This window comes from Finegoldia sp., from assembly GCF_046991905.1.
In the GTDB taxonomy this organism is placed as follows: Bacteria; Bacillota; Clostridia; order Tissierellales; family Peptoniphilaceae; genus Finegoldia.
The window spans coordinates 1-17,940 of record NZ_JBKWZF010000031.1 but is presented as its reverse complement, the minus strand read 5'-3'; the positions used below and the strand labels follow the sequence as shown (position 1 = coordinate 17,940).

Here is a 17,940-nt window from a genome sequence, read left to right as displayed (position 1 = left end):
CGGATCAGCGACAACGGGAGCTACCCGTCCCCATGAGCGACCAGCCACAGCTTCAACCATTCCAAAGCCGAGTGTTGAAAAAACGCAGGAAGTCAAACGTCCTGCCACAGCGACCACTTCAAAAGCAAGCGAGCCAGTCAAGACAAATGTTATCAAAGAGCGTCCATTATCTTCTGGTGCTTCTGATAGGAAAGCGACCCAGTCTGCACAGCCAGTACATAGGCAGAATGTAGAAAAAGTGGTATCGCAGGAAACACGCCAGAATTACACAAAAGACCGTAGGACAAAGGTTCAGCAGACGCAAACCGTCCAAAAGAACCAGCAGACAACAGAGAAAACTCGTAACCTTGTGATGAAGAAAGGACAGAAGAAAAAATGAAACTGAAACATATCGCTATCATTGGCAGTCTGTTTCCTATCCTCTTTTCTATGGTGCTTTTCTTTGGTGTGTTGATTAGTGCGGACAGCGACGACGAGAACAGCAACTTTTCTTCTGGCATTACGGGTATGAATTTGTCCGCAGAAGTCTTGAAACATCAGCCTATGGTAGAAAAATACGCCAGAGAATACGGCATTTCCGAGTATGTCAATGTGCTATTGGCTATCATTCAAGTAGAAAGTGGCGGTACGGCAGAAGATGTTATGCAGAGTTCGGAAAGTCTTGGCTTACCGCCCAACTCTTTAGATACGGAAAGCTCAATCAAGCAGGGGTGTAAATATTTTGCGTCCCTGCTTTCTTCCTGCAAAAATCAAGGTATCGACGATTTGAATGTAGCGATACAGTCCTATAATTACGGCGGTGGCTATGTGGGATATGTGGCTGGAAACGGGAAAAAGCATACCTTTAATCTTGCAGAAAATTTTGCCCGTGAGAAGTCGGGCGGTAAAAAAGTAACCTACACCAACCCGATAGCCGTTGCGAAGAACGGGGGCTGGCGGTATGGCTATGGAAATATGTTCTATGTGGAATTAGTCAATCAGTATTTAACTGTTCCGCAGGTATCGGGAGAGCTGGCACAAAAGGTAATGAATGAAGCGTTGAAATATCAAGGCTGGAAGTATGTGTATGGCGGTAGCAATCCCAACACTTCTTTTGACTGTTCGGGATTGACGCAATGGTGTTATGGAAAAGCTGGTATCTCCTTACCGAGAACGGCACAAGCACAGTATGACGCAACCCAACATCTTCCACTCTCGCAGGCAAAGGCTGGGGACTTGGTATTTTTCCATTCCACCTATAATGCTGGTTCGTATGTAACCCACGTTGGTATTCTCGTTTCGCCGACACAGATGTACCATGCAGGCAACCCGATAGGATATGCAGACCTAAGTAGTAGTTACTGGCAACAGCACTTAATCGGTGCAGGACGAGTAAAACAATAGAAAGGACTTGAAAAATATGTTTAAGAAGAATAAGAAACAGACAGAAACTATCAAAGAACCAAAAGAAAAAAAGGTGCGTACTGTTAAGGTAGGCACACATAAGAAAACCGTGATTGCGTTGTGGGTGGTGCTTATCGCAAGCGTGAGCTTTGGGGTGTATAAGAATTTTACTGCTATCGACCAGCACACGACCCATGAAAAAGAAATCATTGAACTTCGCTTGCAGGACACCAACGGGATAGAAAATTTCGTGAAGAATTTTGCGAAGTCCTACTACACATGGAATAACAGCAAAGAAGCTATCGAAGCAAGGACGCAGGCAATCAGCGGTTATCTGACAAAGGAATTGCAGGACTTGAATGTTGATACAATCAGAACGGATATACCGACCAGCTCCACAGCTACAAATGTGATTGTATGGAGTATCGAACAATCGGGAACGAACACTTTTTCTGCTACCTACGAAGTAGATCAGCAGATAAAAGAGGGAGAAAAGACAAGCAATGTGAAAGCAACCTATACCGTAAAAGTCCATATAGACGCTGACGGGGATATGGTAATCGTTCAGAACCCTACCCTTGCACCAGCAATCGAAAAATCAGACTATGAGCCTAAGACACCAGAAGCAGACGCAAGTGTAGACGCTGATACTGTAAACGACGCTACCGCATTTCTGGAAACATTCTTTAAGCTGTACCCAACAGCGACGGAAAAAGAGCTTGCTTACTATGTATTGGGAAATGTGATTGAACCTATCGGCAGGGACTACATTTATTCTGAACTGGTAAACCCTATCTTTATAAAGGACGGCGACAATGTGAAAGTCAAGGTTGCGGTAAAATTCATTGATAATCAGACAAAAGCGACGCAGGTATCGCAGTATGAGCTTGTGCTACATAAGGATAGTAACTGGAAGATTGTAGGATAAATGATATAGCGTGCATTTCCTATCAGATTTGCACGCTTTTACAAAACGACAAGAAAACTGTGCAAAAATATTGACTTGTAATGACCGAATGCTATAATATAAATGACAAGTGTACTTGGTATTATTTGAAAGGAGCGTTATATAATGGATAAAGAAAAAATACTATCACAAAACAAAAAAGAGAATCTATATCTTGATGAATACGAAAAACATATTAAACTTCAAGGGAAATCTTTTGGCTTAATGTTTGTTTTATTTATCTGCATTTTAATTCTTTTCATTAAAGCAGTTTGTAAAGAACCTTACTATGACATAATGACAATTATTGGGTCTGTGGCATTTGGCTCTATGGGTTATGAAGCACATATTTCAAAAAATAAATCCAAATTTGTTATTGCTTTATTCTTTCTTCTATTTATGGGGTATTACTTTTATAAATTTTTAATGATAGGTTTATAGAATGGACGAACATTTAATTTTGCGAAACAGATTAAAAACTGTACGAAAAGAAAAAAAATTATCACAAACAGAATTAGCTGAACTAGTCGGGGTTTCTCGGAATACAATTAGTTCTATTGAAACTGGACAATTTAATCCAACAGCAAAATTGGCATTAGTGCTTTGTATAGCTTTAGATAAAAAATTTGAAGAATTATTTTATTTTGATTAAAGGAGAGAACGATTATGGAATTAGAGGAATTGATTGTTGAAATAGTTATAGGATTGTTTTTACTTTTTACATCTTATCAAATAGGAATAAAAGAGAATATTACTTTATTACATGGTTATCATTATACACAACTTGACCCTAAAGATAAAAAGGTGTTTACAAAAAAAATAGGAATAGGCACTTTACTGGTTAGTATTGGTATTCTTGTTATGCCGATTATCAATTTAATCTCTCATTCTGAATTAGGCTATTACATAGGTCTTATTTTGATTGTTGTAGGAGTGTTTTATATCATATTCATCATTGTAAAATACAACGGAAAACTTATTAGCTTTAAAAAGTAGAATTGAGGTATGAATATGATAGGACTGAACAAAAGAGATATAAAAAAGGCATTGAAAGCTGGTGCAAAGGCTGGCGGTGTATCATTGGCTGATGTTCGGGCGGATATAGAAGCTACGATTGATGAAGCTATTAACAGCACCGACCCAGAAGTGCAGGCAAATTTCAAAAAGTATTTTGGAAATAAACGCCCTACACCAGAGGAATACATTTATACCATTACGAAAAAGACAAAGGTAAAATTATAATAAAAGGGTCGTGGAAATGCTTCACAGAATTGTGATCTGCATTATCACGGCTCTTTTACTCTCTGTTTACTTTCAAAACTGTAAGTGTAATTGAATACTGCCCTTGCTATAATTTAATTGTATTCCAAAACAAATAAATGTGGCAGGAAGAAAGGAGCGATTTTTAATGGAACACATTTTAAATTTAGAGCAAGTAAAAAAATACTATGGGGGTAATTCTGGAAATATCACAAAGGCAGTAGACGGTATTTCTATGTATGTAGACAAGGGCGAATTTGTCGCAATCATGGGAGCTAGTGGTTCTGGAAAGACTACCCTATTAAACTGTATCTCTACGATTGATACTGTAACCAGTGGACACATTACAGTCAATAATCAAGATATTACAAAAATCAAGGATAAAGATTTTGCTGATTTCAGACGTGAAAATCTAGGGTTCATTTTTCAAGATTTCAACCTTTTAGATACTTTAACGATTGAAGAAAACATTTCTTTGTCATTGGTAATCAACAAACAGAACCCTGCTGATATTGACAAACGAGTTCATGCTATCGCTGATAAATTGGGTATTCGTGATATTTTATCGAAATTTCCTTATGAAGTTTCTGGCGGACAAAAACAGCGTTGTGCTTGTGCAAGAGCCTTAATCAATGAACCGAAACTGATATTAGCTGATGAACCGACGGGAGCTTTGGACTCAAAAGCTTCCAGATTATTACTGGAAACAATGTCTGAAATCAACAAGAAAATGCAGGCTACTATTTTAATGGTAACACATGACCCGTTTAGTGCGTCTTTCTGTGAACGTATTTTGTTCTTGAAAGACGGTAAAATATTCAATGAAATTTTCAGAGGGGAAAAAAGCAGAAAAGATTTCTTCAATGAAATACTGGATATATTAACCTTGCTTGGAGGTGAAGTGGGAAATGTTAGGTAAGTTAGCGTATAGAAATACAAAAAGAAATATTAAAGATTATTTGATTTATCTGATAACCGTTACTGCATCCGTTTCTCTTATATTTGCTTTTAATTTGGTGGCAAGCTCTGATGAAATTGTAAAGTTATGTTCCAGTATGGATGCATTTAAGAATTCATTGTTCGCTGTAAATATCCTTATTATTTTTGTGATATGCTTTTTGATCAACTATACAACGAAATTTATGTTTGAAAAAAGAAGTAAAGAATTAGGAACATATATGCTTCTTGGCATTAAGAAAAAAGAAATTGCCCACTTAGTTATAATTGAAAATATACTGTTGGGAATTTTAGCATTTGTATTAGCTATTCCTATTGGCTTTTTATTCAGCCAGTTTGTGTCGTTAGTAATTGTAAACTTACTGGGTATTCCAAAAACTCTCTTTATTTCTTTGAATTTTGTTTCTATTGGACTATTGATAATTTGTTTTTTAACTATTTATGTTTTGGTTTTACTTAATCTATTAAGAAGAATAAGTAAAATGACGATACGTGATTTTCTTTACTTTGATAAACAAAATGAAAAGAAAATGTTCCGTGACAGTAAAAAAAGAAATGTCATTTTTGTTTTAAGTATTATTCTTGGTGCGATTTCTCTTTTTCTCTGGAATTCACGTTGTACTATGGATAATTTTAATAAGCAAGAAACACTTACCTATTTGATGGTGAGCGTAATCATGTTGATTATCAGCATTTATGGTATATCTACAACTTGTGCAGATATGTTCTTGACTGTTTTGTTAAAGAATAAAAAAATGAAATATCAAAATGACAATCTGTTTGTAGCAAGAACATTTGCTTCTAAAGCAAGAACAATGAGCTTCACATTTGGTACATTGTCTATGTTGATTTTAACTTCACTGCTGGCTCTGAATTATTCTAGTATCAACAAAGCTTCGTATGATATCAGCGTGAATTTAAATGCACCATATGATGTACAACTCTTTGATGATAAGCAGGTATTTGATGAATATATTCGAGTAATTGAAGAAGAATATACGATTGATAATACCATTGAGTACGACATTTATAAAGAGCCGAATCATCAGGTACAAAATTTCTTCCAATCAGAATATTATGATTTTGACCCAGTCTTGAAGTTAAGTGATTATAATAGGTTACTAGAATTAAGAAAGATGCCGTTGCTTTCTTTAAATGATAACGAATACTATATAGTTACAAATAGCAAGTTTGCATATGAGGTTGAAGATAACAAAGACATTGAAACTATAACAGTAGCAAATAAAAATTTGAAATTAAAAGGATATGACACTAAGTCTTATTGGAACTCTATAACTAATACTGGCAGATTTGTTGTTGTACTTCCAGATAAATATGTTCAAGGACTTGAAGTATCAGAAAATCATTTGATTATAGATACAAAAGAAGAAACAGATGCAGAATTAGAAAACAAGATAAAAGAAGATATGCAACATCAATTAGTAAAGGTTGATAAAAATGGAGAAATAAATGACGAATCGTATAGAGTAAATGTAAGAGGTGCAGAAATAGAACAACAAAAAGCAATGGTTGCAATAGTAGCCAGTCTGTTTATGTACATTGCATTTATCTTGATTTCCGCAGTAGGGACAATTTTGGCAGTTCAATCATTGAGCGACTCTACTAAATACAAATATCGCTACTTGACCTTGCGAAGATTAGGAATAAATGATAAGTCGCTATTTAAGACAATCAGAAAACAATTATTGATATTATTTTGTGTCCCTGCAATATCAGCAATATTATGTTCTTTTGTGATGATGTCGTCATTGAATAATGTGTATCAACAAATTTTGGGAGATAAACACCTTTATCTAATCTACTTTGGCTTGAATTTAATTATCTTCTTCCTAATTTATAGTATTTACTGGATTGCAACGTATATTGGTTTTAAACGAAATATCAACGAGGAGAGTTAGACTTTTCTAGCTCTCCTACTGTGAAATTATTATAATGATAAATCAAGGGGGTGTTGAAATGAGAATAGCAATTATCGAAGATGATGAAATCACTCGTTTGGAGCTTTCTAAATTATTGAACACACAAGGATATGAAACAGTTTTATTGACTGACTTTGGAAACCTGACAGATGAATTAAAGCAATATTCCATAGAACTGGTTCTGCTTGATATTAACCTGCCGTATGAGAATGGCTATGAAGTATGCAGGAAAATAAAACAAGTCATGCCAGTACCGATTATCTTTGTAACAAGCAGAGATACAAATGCTGACGAATTGAAAAGTATTCAAGTGGGTGGGATTGACTTCATAACAAAGCCGTATGACACGCTTATTCTTCTTGAGAAGATCAAGCGTGCATTGCAGTTGTCAAACCCGAATAATTTCCGTGAGCTTGTCAAAAAAGATTGTACCCTTGATTTACATTTATCCATTTTGAAGTATCAAGAGCAAAGCATTGAACTGACAAGAAATGAATTTCGTATTTTGTACTACTTCTTTATGAACGAAGATAAAGTTATTAGCAAAGAAGAACTATTGGAAAAGCTGTGGAATGACAAATATTATATAGACGAAAATGTATTATTGGTTAATATGACCCGTCTAAAAAAGAAAATGAAAGAAATCGGTATTATTCATTTATTGGAAAATATACGAGGAAAGGGTTGGAAACTGTGAGTTTTTTTACATTCTTAGAAGAAAAAATAACAGAGATATTGTTTCAGCTTTTCTTTCTTGCCGTAGTAGCATTTCTCTTGATTTTCTACGGTGTAGATACGCTGTTTGTTGTATCGTTGGTAATTCTGTTCATCAGCATACAAGGGCTTTTTCAATGGTGTTTGTATCGGAAGAAACGTAACGTTTCACAACATATTATTGATTTAGTAGACGGACTGGAAGAAACCTATTATATTGCAGACGTTTTACCAAAGCCAAAAGAATTTCAAAATAAAGCCTATTGCTACGCACTAAAAAAAGCCTGCAAATCTATGAATGATGAAATCGGCAAAATCACAGAGGAAAAGCAGGACTATCAAGAATATGTGGAAAGTTTCGTCCATGAAATTAAAATACCGATAGGAGCATTGTCTTTGACGTTTGACAATACAAAAAATTACACATTAAAAAAAGAAACAGACAAAATATTTCAGTTAGTGGAACAAATGCTCTACTATGCAAGAAGCGAAAATACGGAAAAGGACTATTTTGTAAAACAGTTGCAGTTAGACGAAGTGATACATAATGTCATTCTGAAATTCCGTCATTCGCTTATGGAAAGAAAAACAATTATCAATATCCATGACATAGAAAATGTCATTTATACTGATGAAAAATGGCTGACATTCATTCTATCTCAAATCGTGCAAAATGCGATTAAGTATTTTGATAAGCAAGAAAATAAACTGACGATATACAGTCAAGACAATGGTACAAATATATTGTTTGTGATTGAAGATAATGGTTGTGGAATAAAAGCGTCTGATTTATCCCGTGTATTTGAAAAAGGTTTTACGGGTTCAAATAGAAACAAGGCAAATGCAACGGGTATGGGACTGTATCTATCGAAAAAATTATGCGATAGGTTGGGCTTGAAATTGGATATTGCTTCTACGGAAAAAGAATATACAAGACTGACCATTACATTTCCAAAAGGAACAGTTCATAATTTTTCAGAGTAATTTGAAAACCATGCCAACATTGATACGGTGCTTTAAGGGGGCTTGCATTATGGAAAGCTTTAAGTACAATTCTTTGCAATCAAATTCCACCTAATAGCACACTATTAAAAATTGAATATGTTTTAGCTTTAAAGGCTCGTACAGACTATATGTTTTGTGCGGGCTTTTTTCATACCCGAAAAAAATTTAAAAATTTTTCAAAAGAGGTCATTAAATCACACCTTTCATTCCCTATATGGTGCGGAAAGAGGGATAAACACTTTTCAAATCATAGTGGAAAGGGGGTGAGATTGATGAAACCGTCTGACTTCCAGAAAACAGTTCAATGTCGCTTTGAAAGTTGTTTGAAGAAAGTTGTCCGTCATATTGTAAAGGACTACCAACAAGGATTGAAACGACGAAAAGATAAAGAAATTCCATTCTGTGAACTTCCAGAAATTTTCGTTGAAAATTTTGCTGTGTGGGATGACTACGAAACAGATTATACAATCTTTTCAGTATGTGGCATTGATATTCGTGTCCTTGATGATGAGCTGGCAGAAGCCTTGAAAAAACTTCCAGAAAGAAAGAGAAATACTCTGTTAATGTATTACTTCTTGGAAATGACAGAAAGTGAAATTGCCAACTTACAAAAGATTACGCAAAGCGGTGTATTTAGAAACCGACATCATGCTTTGGAAACTATGAAAAAAATACTAAAGGAGAAGCAGTAAAATGAAGCAAACATTTAAGAAGCCGTCCTACTATTTGCTTTCGCAAGCAATGGACGGGGACGAAAAAGCGATTGAAAAAATACTGGCATTTTATGACCCGTACATATCAAAGTGCTGTTTGCGTCCACTCTATGATGAATACGGCAATGTCTATATTGTTGTAGATATGGAGTTAAAGGGACTTATCCGAGAAGCACTTATCAAAATGATTTTAGGGTTTGATATTGCCTTAGAAATCGAAGAAGAATAAGCAGTTTTTAGCAGAGCATGGTTTAATGTCCCCCTCTTTCCTGCTCTGCCCTGCTTTTACATGAAAGCAACACGCTTTCGCCACAGCTCTTTGACAACTGAATAAAGCAGACAGATACGTTTGTGAGATAGCGAGCCACGGGGACTGTACGCCACGACCTTTTCAAAAAGAAAGCGAGCGACCCACGCAGTGATCCGAGAGCGACTGTTGGAAAAGTCGTTTTGCCACGACCTATCCTCACAGAATAATGATACGTCCGCATGGTGCGGTTCTGCCCACAAGAATGGGAATAGTTGAGATACTAATGGAGCTTTCCAAAGCCGTCTGTCTGCTTATGTAACTTATAAATAGACACACAGTAAAGGGGGTGTTACATTATGTTAAATACTGATGTGTTAAATGATGTGATGTTCCAGCGAGGTAAGGTGTTGGAATATGAATAAAACGAAGATAAGAGCAACGGAACAGCCGATTGCTGTTGATATAGAGGGACTGTCTGCTATGTTATCTTGTGGTCGTGCTACTGCAAGAAAGATTGGCGAGCAGGCAGGAGCAAAAATTGTGATAGGTCGCAGGGTTCTTTATTCCATAGAAAAAGTCAAGAAATACTTGTTATATTTGGAAGAATAGAGCGATTTTCTATTTATGTTCTCTGGCGTGTGTAGTATAATAAGAAAGGACAAAGCACGCTGTGAGAACAAGAAAAGAGGCTTTTTCAGAAAGGAATGGTTCTCATGGCAATTAGTAGAAAAGACCCAAAAGGAAGAAAATTAAGAGAGGGCGAAAACTGGCGTAATGATGGAAGATACAGTTATCGTTATACAGATGTAAGAACAGGCAAGAGATTGACAGTCTATGCACAAGATTTACCAGAGCTTCGAGAAAAAGAGAAGCAGATTGCAAAAGATATGGAAGATAACATATTGACAGACGGAGCAATCAAAAAAATGACGCTCAACACGTTATTTGAGCGTTATATGGAAACTCGTGAGCTGGCTGATACTACAAGAGTTAGTTATGTTCGTGCTTGGGAAAACAGAGTAAAAGACGAGATTGGAAATATTAAAGTTGTTCAGCTTTTACCCTCACATATTAAAGCGTATTATGCGAAACTTTCCAAAGCTGGATATGCTTATTCTACAATCAAGTATATTCACAACCTGCTTTATCCTGCATTAGAAATGGCTGTTGATGATGATATTATCCGAAAGAACCCTGCAAAAAGTTCCATTAGTGATTATGGAAAAACAGCAGAGGAAAAAGAAGCCTTAACAGTTTCTCAACAAGAAAAGTTTATGGAGTTTGTAAAACAGAGCAATGTCTATAACACATATTATCCTATGTTTACCATAATGATTGGTACGGGGTTAAGGTGTGGGGAGCTTATTGGTCTTACATGGAAAGATATAAACATCAAGGCAAAAACGGTTAATGTAGACCACCAGCTCATTTATAAGAATTTAGGCGACGGTTGCAAGTTCCATATCTCTACACCAAAAACGGAGTCGGGTATTCGTATTATACCTATGACACAAGAAGTTGCAAAAGCCTTTGAGGAACAAAGGAAAATCAATTTTATGCTTGCAAAGGATAAGAGCATTGAGGTGGACGGGTATTCGGGGTTTGTCTTTACAGCAAAATCGGGCAGACCGCTTATGCCGAATGGCGTAAATAGTGTTTTATACAACATTGTAGACGCATATAACAAAACCGAAGTAGAGAGAGCAAAAAAAGAGCATAGGAAAGCAGAGCTGTTACCAAAGTTTTCAGCTCATGTAATGCGTCACACAGCTTGTACCAGAATGGCAGAGTGCCGTATGGATGTAAAAGTTCTTCAATATATTATGGGACACGCTCATATAGATGTAACAATGGAAGTGTATAACCATATTGGAGAGCTGACAAGGATTGAAAATGAGATTGCAAGACTAGATAGTATGGTGTTAAATGCTTGACACCACAAAAAGAGAAATTGGTGTCAAATTGGTGTCAAAACAGAAAAAATCACAATTTCAAAAGAAATAAGATACTGCAAACCATTGATTTTAAAGGGTTTGCAAAAAAAATCTCAAAAAATTAGCACTCACCTCTTGACAGTGCTAATAACGCGTGCTATAGTACAGATAGAACAAAGGAAGGGGAACGAAAAGAAAGGTTCGCCAGAAAGTGTTCCGAACGTATTATGAGTGTTTGAAAGGAGACAGGACTTATGTTAATGCCTAGTATTTTTAATAATAATTTATTTGATGATGATTGGTTTGGATTTCCGTTTTACGGATATGCAGATAAAGCAGAGAACAGAGCAGAAAAGAAGCTCTATGGACATCATGCGAATAATCTGATGAAGACAGATATCAAGGAAATGAAAGATGGATATGAACTTGAGATTGATCTTCCAGGGTTCAAGAAAGATGAAGTTACTGCAGAATTGAAAGATGGTTATCTGACAGTCAGTGCAGCGAAAGGTCTTGATCAGGATGAACAGGAGAAAGAAACCGGCAGGTATATCCGCCGTGAACGTTACGCAGGAGCATGTCAAAGAAGTTACTATGTTGGTGAAGATATCACAGAAGAAGATATCAAAGCAGAATTTAAACATGGTATTCTGAAACTCTTTGTTCCGAAAAAAGAAGCAAAACCAGCGGTAGAAGAGAAGAAATATATCACAATTGAAGGTTAATATAGAAGATAAATTTCCCCCGGAGAGCAATCTCCGGGGTGTTTTACAGGCAGGAGGTGACAGAGCATGGCAGCAAAGCGGGATTACTACGAGGTGCTCGGAGTAGCAAAGAATGCAGATGAGAAGACAATCAAAAAAGCTTACCGGAAGCTGGCGAAGAAGTATCATCCGGATACCAATGCCGGAAATCCGGATGCAGAAAAGAAATTCAAAGAAGTAACAGAAGCTTATTCGGTACTGAGTGATCCGGAAAAGAAGAAGATGTACGATCAGTTCGGACACGCTGCATTTGACCAGTCTGCAGGAGGCAGCTATCAGGGCAGTGGATTTGGAAATGGTTTCCAGGGATTCAAAAGTGGTCCTGGAGGATATCAGGAGTATCATTTTACAGGAAATGCAGATGATATTTTCGGAGATATGTTTAAAGATATATTCCATGGAAGCAGCAGTAAAAGCACAGATGGTTTCGGAGGTCATGGGTTTCACAGAAGCAGTTTCTATGACGATGGATCCGGATTTGGTGGCTTCGGAGGATTTGGTAACCACGGGTCAGCAGGCTTTGATCAGAAAGGACAGGATCTGAATGCCAGTGTATCTGTTACATTTGATGAGGCAGCATTTGGATGTGATAAAAGAATTACTCTGCAGGATCAGAGCGGAAAGGCGCAGACACTTGAGGTGCATATTCCGGCAGGAATTGACAGTGGAAAGAGTATAAGACTTCGTGGAAAAGGAATGCCGGGAACCGGAAAAGGTGGGGCAGGAGATCTTCTTCTGAAAGTAACTGTTCAGCCGAAAGCCGGATATGAACGAAAAGGTATGGATGTTTATACAACGGTCAGCATTCCTTATACAACTGCTGTGTTTGGTGGAGAAGCAAGGGTGCATACCCTGTATGGTGATGTGATGTGCAAAATCAAAGAAGGAACCCAGTCAGGAAGCAAGATTCGTTTAAGAGGAAAAGGAATCGTTTCCATGAAGGATGCAAATGTCCATGGTGATCAGTATGTAACGGTACAAATTCAGGTTCCGAAACATTTAAATGCAGAAGCAAGACAGAAACTGATGGAATATAAGAAAGCCGCTGCCGGAGGAAGATAAAGGATCCGGGGCGTTTCATATAGATGGGACTCAGAAAATGAGTTCGATGATTTGACAGGGAAGTAAAAATTTATATAGATTTAGCACTCGACTATTGACAGTGCTAATAACAAGTGCTATAGTTCGAGTAGAACAAAGATAGCAAGGCAAAGGAGGGACTCATGTTATGAATATCAATAAATTTACACAAAGTTCTATGGCAGCAGTACAGAACCTTGAAAAGATTGCGGCAGATTATGGCAACCAGGAAATTGAACAGGAACATCTTCTGTATTCTTTGCTTACAATAGATGACAGCCTGATTCTCAAGCTGATTGAGAAGATGGGCATTACAAAAGAGACGATGATGAACCGTGTGGAAGAGCTTTTACGGAAGCGTCCGAAGGTACAGGGCGGTCAGATGTATATTGGTCAGAATCTGAATAATGTGCTGATCCATGGCGAGGATGAGGCAAAGCAGATGGGTGATGAATATGTATCGGTTGAGCATCTGTTCCTCGCACTTCTGAAATATGCGAACCGTGAGATCAAAGGTATGATGAAGGAACTTGGAATCACAAGGGAAAGCTTCCTTCAAGTACTTTCTTCGGTAAGAGGTAATCAGCGAGTAACCAGTGATAATCCGGAAGCTACTTATGATACCTTGAACAAATACGGGGAAGATCTGGTAGAAAAAGCCAGGGAGCAGAAGCTGGATCCGGTCATCGGACGTGATGCAGAGATCCGGAATGTGATCCGTATCCTGTCACGTAAGACAAAGAACAACCCGGTTCTGATCGGTGAACCTGGTGTAGGTAAGACAGCAGCAGTAGAAGGTCTGGCACAGCGTATCGTGCGTGGTGATGTACCGGAAGCTTTGAAAGATAAAAAAGTATTTGCATTGGATATGGGAGCACTGGTTGCAGGTGCCAAGTATCGTGGTGAATTTGAAGAGCGTCTGAAAGCAGTTTTGGAAGAAGTCAAGAACAGTGATGGAAACATCATTCTGTTTATCGATGAGCTGCATACCATTGTAGGTGCCGGAAAGCAGACGGTGCAATGGACGCCGGAAATATGTTAAAACCAATGCTTGCCCGTGGTGAGCTGCATTGTATCGGTGCGACAACTCTGGATGAGTATCGCCAGTATATTGAAAAGGATGCCGCTCTGGAACGTCGTTTCCAGCCGGTTATGGTGGATGAGCCTTCAGTTGAGGATGCCATTTCTATCCTTCGTGGATTGAAAGAGCGTTATGAAGTATTCCATGGTGTCAAGATCACAGACAGCGCACTGGTTGCGGCGGTTACTCTGAGTAACCGTTATATTTCAGACCGTTTCCTTCCGGATAAGGCAATCGACCTGGTTGATGAAGCATGTGCATCCATTAAGACAGAGCTGGATTCTATGCCGACAGAGCTGGATGAACTGAACCGTAAGATCATGCAGCTGGAGATTGAAGAAGCTGCTTTGAAGAAAGAGGATGACCGGCTGAGCAAGGAAAGACTGCAGAAACTGCAGGAAGAACTTGCCGAAGAACGGGAAAAATTCGCAAAGCAGAAAGCACAGTGGGATAACGAAAAACATTCTGTTGAACATGTACAGAAGATCCGTGAGCAGATTGAACAGCTGAACCGTGAAATCGAAGCAGCTCAGAGGAGCTATGATCTGAACAAGGCAGCAGAGCTTCAGTACGGACGTCTTCCACAGTTGCAGAAACAGCTGGAAGAAGAGGAAGCAAAGGTAAAAGATGAAGATCTGTCACTGGTTCATGAAAGTGTTACCGATGATGAGATTGCCAAGATTATTTCCCGCTGGACTGGTATTCCGGTTGCAAAATTAAACGAAAGCGAGAGAAGCAAGACACTGCACCTTGCAGATGAACTTCACAAACGTGTCATCGGACAGGACGAAGGCGTTACGAAAGTAACCGATGCAATCATCCGTTCCAAAGCAGGAATCAAAGATCCGACTAAGCCGATTGGTTCCTTCCTCTTTCTTGGACCTACAGGTGTAGGTAAGACAGAGCTTGCAAAAGCACTTGCCGAGAATCTGTTTGATGATGAGAACAATATGGTGCGTATCGATATGAGTGAGTACATGGAGAAATATTCCGTGTCCCGTCTGATCGGAGCGCCTCCGGGATATGTCGGATATGATGAGGGCGGTCAGCTTACGGAAGCCGTTCGCAGAAAACCGTATTCCGTAGTGCTTTTCGATGAAGTAGAAAAAGCACATCCGGATGTATTTAACGTACTTCTGCAGGTACTGGATGACGGACGTATCACGGACTCGCAGGGACGTACCGTTGATTTCAAGAATACGATCCTGATTATGACATCGAACATCGGATCTTCTTATCTGCTGGATGGTATCGATGAAAATGGCGATATCAAACCAGAGGCAGAGGCGATGGTCATGAATGATCTGAGAGCACATTTCAGACCGGAATTTCTGAACCGTCTGGATGAGACGATTATGTTCCGTCCGCTGACGAAAGACAATGTCTACTCTATCATCAGCCTGCTTGTCAATGATATCAATAAACGGCTTGCAGATAAAGAACTGAGGATCGAGCTTACCGAAGCAGCCAAACAGCTTGTAGTGGAAGGTGGATATGATCCGACCTATGGTGCAAGACCATTGAAGAGATATCTTCAGAAGAATGTTGAAACCGAGGCAGCTAAACTGATTCTGGAAGGAAATGTTGGCAGCGGAGATACGATCCTGATCGATAATGTGGATGGAAAACTTACTGCAAGGATCAAGCAGCACTTAAGAGAAGTATAAGAAATGTGATATATAAAGAATCTGCAATCGGCAGATCATCGAATCCGATCATGGTGACATCATCAGGCGCAGGACGGTTTATGACCGCTTGCGCCTGTATTCGTTTGGAGTTATACCAAACTGTTTTTTGAGGGCAGTCTGAAAGTGGTTCTGGCCTGAAAACACAAAAAAGTGCTGATTGTACTGATCGGTTTATTCGTGAACTGAAGCAGACGCCGTCCCTTCTCGAGCTTGCATCGGAGAAGAAAATGGCTTCTTCAATCACATAATCGCGATACAAAGCTTTCGATTGAAGAAATAGCCCTGGATTGTCGGGTATGAGAATCAAAGATATTTTTCAGGCAATTTAAGAAACGTTACGGAATGACACCGCACAAATACAGAAAAGAAAACATAAAAGATAAAAAACGATAGGATGTAAAATAAGGACAGTTTTTTGAACTAATGAGGTTCTAAAAAGCTGTCCTTATTTTTGTTATATTGAGTACTATAATGGTCTCATAAATTAAGACACCCTAAACAATGCTTCTGCTGTATTCGATGACAAGCGTGAAGAAAATCTCAAGGAAAAGCTTGCCTATCCGACTAAAAATGGTTAATTCTAAGCGACTTTAGGTGGTCAATTTTCCCCGCCCCTAACAAAAGTATTATTTTGTGTATATTCTATCTTGTTTTGTTTATGGTGCATACACATACTAAATGGTAAAATTAAAGTGAATTTAGATATCATTTGTGACAAAGCGCACTTCAAGTTTATCAGGGCGTGAATAACTTTCTGTATATTCAACTAAATTACCATTTTCATCGTATCCTATGAATTCAATATAGTTGACGATAGAGGTGGCACTTGGAAGATGAAGGTGCTTTTGAAGTTTTTCGCCAGCTTCTACCATCATCATTGTCTCATTAAATTTTACAGGCAAATGATTTTTGGATTTCATATAATCATAAAGCGATATGTGCTCAAAATTGTAATTATCGATATCTGAAAAAAAATGAAGAGGAACATAGGTAAACTCAATTGCAAGAGGTTCCTTGTTTCCAAGACGAATTCGATGAATACCGTATATTTCATCTTCTTCAGAAAGTCCAAGTTTATCTGCAAAGTATTTTCTGTTTTTGATTATACCTGTGCCTAAGCATTTATTGGAAATTTCAATACCAAAGTTACGAACTAAAGAGGTAAAGCTGGCATTTTTTGATTCATTTAGTACTCCTAAAGCAACTCGATTTTGTTCGGGTTTGCGGACAAAAGTTCCCTTTCCGTGAACGCGAATTAAGTAATGTTGGCTAATTAATTCGTCAAAGATGTCATGAATCAAATACCGACTTACACTATACATTGTTGCAAAATCCCGTTCGCTAGGAAGCAACTCCCCAGGAAGATATTCCTGTGTTTTAATTTTTGTAATGATACTAGATTTTATTTGTGCGGCTAATACATCATCATTGCTCATAAAACTACCTCCCTGATAAAACCAAAACGATCAATTAGCATATTATTTTCAAAAAAGACTGCAAGATGTCCTTGTTTATCATACATGAGCCCTTTGTATTTCATTAAAGGGCTATCAACAGGAATATTTAAAATTTGAGCAGTCTTTGTGTCTGCGTAAAGTAAGGTGACTTTTTGATTCGATTTTGCCAAGGTTATTTGACAATTGTTTGTAATCAAATCAATTGCAGGAGCAGAAGCAGCAATTTGTTGGGTGAGATCTGGATAGATATATTCAGGAATATAAGTTGTATTGATACAAATTAGTTGAGTACCATCTGAATAAAGCCAAACAATTTTGTATATTTTCGATTTTTCAGGAAGTAACATTTCGCTTGCAAGATAGTTATCTGCTTCTATTTTTTTGAAATCATATAATTCGTAAGTTAATTGTTCGCTATCTTCCTCTGAATGTAAGGAAAAATTACGAATGGATTGTAAAATGCGTTTAGGCGCTACGTAATAACCACTTCGTGGTTTTGAGATAATTGTTTTATCTTGAAGTAACAGATTCAAGGCTCCACGAACAGTTAAGCGTTGTACATGAAACAGCTCTGCCAGCTTTCGTTCCGAAGGCAGTTTGTCACCTGGAAGATAGTGTTCTTCCTTTAGCATGTATTTGATTTCTTTTGATAATGCAACATCTAAAGTTAATAAATTTTTTTTCATAAGAACTCCTAATATTATAATTTCATTCAAATTATATATGTCTTTTTGACTATCTTTTTATATCTTCTTAAATGTCCGCAAA

The 17,940-nt window shown here is 37.8% G+C and carries 18 protein-coding genes and 2 pseudogenes; 18 read left to right on the top strand and 2 right to left on the bottom strand.

The genetic code is table 11. The features are described from left to right. The 18 genes and pseudogenes from ACLUJM_RS10050 to clpB form a co-directional block, all read left to right on the top strand. Window positions 1–379, top strand: a pseudogene (locus ACLUJM_RS10050) (YtxH domain-containing protein); the annotation flags it as partial. Beyond that, a complete protein-coding gene (locus ACLUJM_RS10045; protein ID WP_412412759.1) occupies window positions 376–1,383 on the top strand; it encodes a lysozyme family protein in 1,008 nt (335 codons plus the stop codon). The pseudogene ACLUJM_RS10050 and the gene ACLUJM_RS10045, both read left to right, overlap by 4 nt. A gap of 16 nt (window positions 1,384–1,399) precedes the next feature. After that, window positions 1,400–2,311 carry a conjugal transfer protein gene (locus ACLUJM_RS10040; protein WP_412412758.1) on the top strand — a complete coding sequence of 304 codons (912 nt, stop codon included), beginning with the start codon at window positions 1,400–1,402 and terminating at the stop codon, window positions 2,309–2,311. 144 nt (window positions 2,312–2,455) lie between these two features. Beyond that, window positions 2,456–2,770 (top strand): DUF6442 family protein, encoded by a 315-nt coding sequence (locus ACLUJM_RS10035; protein ID WP_055267761.1) that lies wholly within the window; start codon window positions 2,456–2,458, stop codon window positions 2,768–2,770. A 1-nt stretch (window position 2,771) separates the two neighbouring features. Then, a complete protein-coding gene (locus tag ACLUJM_RS10030; protein WP_005342572.1) occupies window positions 2,772–2,981 on the top strand; it encodes a helix-turn-helix transcriptional regulator in 210 nt (69 codons plus the stop codon). Window positions 2,982–2,995: 14 nt separating this feature from the next. Next, window positions 2,996–3,325, top strand: coding sequence for a DUF3784 domain-containing protein (locus tag ACLUJM_RS10025; RefSeq protein ID WP_003061243.1), 330 nt, complete (start codon window positions 2,996–2,998; stop codon window positions 3,323–3,325). A gap of 15 nt (window positions 3,326–3,340) precedes the next feature. Beyond that, window positions 3,341–3,571 carry a hypothetical protein gene (locus ACLUJM_RS10020; RefSeq protein ID WP_054752748.1) on the top strand — a complete coding sequence of 77 codons (231 nt, stop codon included), beginning with the start codon at window positions 3,341–3,343 and terminating at the stop codon, window positions 3,569–3,571. A gap of 166 nt (window positions 3,572–3,737) precedes the next feature. Further along, window positions 3,738–4,508 carry an ABC transporter ATP-binding protein gene (locus tag ACLUJM_RS10015; RefSeq protein WP_055056266.1) on the top strand — a complete coding sequence of 257 codons (771 nt, stop codon included), beginning with the start codon at window positions 3,738–3,740 and terminating at the stop codon, window positions 4,506–4,508. Beyond that, window positions 4,498–6,465, top strand: a complete 1,968-nt coding sequence (locus ACLUJM_RS10010; protein WP_055056265.1) for an ABC transporter permease — start codon at window positions 4,498–4,500, stop codon at window positions 6,463–6,465. The genes ACLUJM_RS10015 and ACLUJM_RS10010 overlap by 11 nt, the downstream gene beginning before the upstream one ends. A gap of 58 nt (window positions 6,466–6,523) precedes the next feature. Then, a complete protein-coding gene (locus ACLUJM_RS10005; protein ID WP_412412757.1) occupies window positions 6,524–7,183 on the top strand; it encodes a DNA-binding response regulator in 660 nt (219 codons plus the stop codon). Next, window positions 7,180–8,184 (top strand): sensor histidine kinase, encoded by a 1,005-nt coding sequence (locus tag ACLUJM_RS10000; RefSeq protein WP_055267763.1) that lies wholly within the window; start codon window positions 7,180–7,182, stop codon window positions 8,182–8,184. Before ACLUJM_RS10005 ends, ACLUJM_RS10000 begins: the two co-directional genes overlap by 4 nt. Before the next feature lie 293 nt (window positions 8,185–8,477). Further along, complete coding sequence (locus tag ACLUJM_RS09995; protein ID WP_044998991.1) at window positions 8,478–8,897, top strand: RNA polymerase sigma factor; 420 nt, start codon at window positions 8,478–8,480, stop codon at window positions 8,895–8,897. A 1-nt stretch (window position 8,898) separates the two neighbouring features. Further along, on the top strand, window positions 8,899–9,147 hold the full coding sequence (locus ACLUJM_RS09990) for a helix-turn-helix domain-containing protein (RefSeq protein ID WP_004613734.1): 249 nt from the start codon (window positions 8,899–8,901) through the stop codon (window positions 9,145–9,147). A 435-nt stretch (window positions 9,148–9,582) separates the two neighbouring features. Then, window positions 9,583–9,777, top strand: a complete 195-nt coding sequence (locus tag ACLUJM_RS09985; protein ID WP_004614488.1) for a hypothetical protein — start codon at window positions 9,583–9,585, stop codon at window positions 9,775–9,777. Between the two features lie 104 nt (window positions 9,778–9,881). After that, window positions 9,882–11,102: a tyrosine-type recombinase/integrase gene (locus tag ACLUJM_RS09980; protein WP_055157120.1), complete on the top strand. Its 1,221-nt coding sequence runs from the start codon at window positions 9,882–9,884 to the stop codon at window positions 11,100–11,102. 260 nt (window positions 11,103–11,362) lie between these two features. Then, window positions 11,363–11,827 (top strand): Hsp20/alpha crystallin family protein, encoded by a 465-nt coding sequence (locus tag ACLUJM_RS09975; RefSeq protein ID WP_412412756.1) that lies wholly within the window; start codon window positions 11,363–11,365, stop codon window positions 11,825–11,827. Between the two features lie 66 nt (window positions 11,828–11,893). Further along, window positions 11,894–12,928: a DnaJ C-terminal domain-containing protein gene (locus ACLUJM_RS09970; protein ID WP_173686990.1), complete on the top strand. Its 1,035-nt coding sequence runs from the start codon at window positions 11,894–11,896 to the stop codon at window positions 12,926–12,928. A 166-nt stretch (window positions 12,929–13,094) separates the two neighbouring features. Then, window positions 13,095–15,694, top strand: a pseudogene (gene clpB, locus ACLUJM_RS09965) (ATP-dependent chaperone ClpB). 719 nt (window positions 15,695–16,413) lie between these two features. Here the strand turns inward: clpB and ACLUJM_RS09960 are convergent. Continuing rightward, window positions 16,414–17,151, bottom strand: coding sequence for a GntR family transcriptional regulator (locus ACLUJM_RS09960; RefSeq protein WP_008370857.1), 738 nt, complete (start codon window positions 17,149–17,151; stop codon window positions 16,414–16,416). Further along, window positions 17,148–17,858: a GntR family transcriptional regulator gene (locus ACLUJM_RS09955; protein WP_173686991.1), complete on the bottom strand. Its 711-nt coding sequence runs from the start codon at window positions 17,856–17,858 to the stop codon at window positions 17,148–17,150. Before ACLUJM_RS09955 ends, ACLUJM_RS09960 begins: the two co-directional genes overlap by 4 nt. Window positions 17,859–17,940 lie beyond the last annotated feature (82 nt).